Origin of the sequence: Nocardia coffeae (assembly GCF_019890715.1) — a bacterium.
In the GTDB taxonomy this organism is placed as follows: Bacteria; Actinomycetota; Actinomycetes; order Mycobacteriales; family Mycobacteriaceae; genus Nocardia; species Nocardia jiangxiensis.
Genome location: NZ_JAINZY010000058.1, coordinates 1 through 907, shown reverse-complemented (window position 1 = coordinate 907; position 907 = coordinate 1). Strand labels below are relative to the sequence as shown.

Annotated in this window: 1 protein-coding gene; it reads right to left on the bottom strand. The window is 63.8% G+C overall.

Features of this window, described 5'->3' with window-relative positions; genetic code table 11:
- On the bottom strand, positions 1 to 907 hold a 907-nt coding region (locus K7711_RS47025), incomplete at both ends, for a ferredoxin-like domain-containing protein (protein WP_504741154.1).

Here is a 907-nt window from a genome sequence, read left to right as displayed (position 1 = left end):
TCGGCGATGCCGAGGCTGTCCTGGCATACGACCTGGCGGACGTGTTCGATACCCCCGTCGAGGGATTCTTGCCAGGGTGCGGTGCGCTGCAAGCGGTCCGCGGTGCGGATGTAGAACATCAGGTACCGGTCGATGTACCGGATCAGGGTTTGGTCGTCGAGGTCTCCGGCGAGCAGGACCGCGTGTTTGGGGGTCAACCCGCCGTTACCGCCGACGTACAGGTTCCAGCCGTGTTCGGTCGCGATGACCCCGACGTCCTTGCCCCGCGCCTCGGCGCATTCGCGCGCGCACCCGGAGACCGCGAGTTTGAGTTTGTGCGGGGACCGCAACCCCCGGTACCGCTTCTCGAGCAGCACGGCCATGCCGACCGAGTCCTGCTGCCCGTACCGGCACCAACTCGACCCGACGCAGCTTTTCACCGTGCGCAGGGATTTCCCGTAGGCGTGCCCGGATTCCATCCCGGCATCGACCAGGCGCTGCCAGATCCGCGGTAACTGCTCCACCCGGGCACCGAACATGTCGATGCGTTGTCCACCGGTGACCTTCAGATACAGATCGAACTCTTTCGCGATCTGACCGATCGTGATCAGTTGTTCCGCGGTGACCTCGCCACCGGGCATCCGCGGCACCACCGAATAGGTGCCGTTCTTCTGCAGATTCGCCAGGAAATGATCGTTGGTGTCCTGCAACGCGGCCTGTTCACCATCGAGGATGTGCTCACTCGCGGTCGAAGCCAGGATCGAGGCGACGGTCGGCTTGCAGATATCGCAGCCCGAACCGGTGCCGTACTGGGTGATCAGACCCGAGAACGTGCGAATCCCGGTGACCTGCACGATCTCGAACAACTCCGCACGCGACTGCCCGAAATGCTCACACAACGCCGTGGACATCGCCACACCCGACTGCT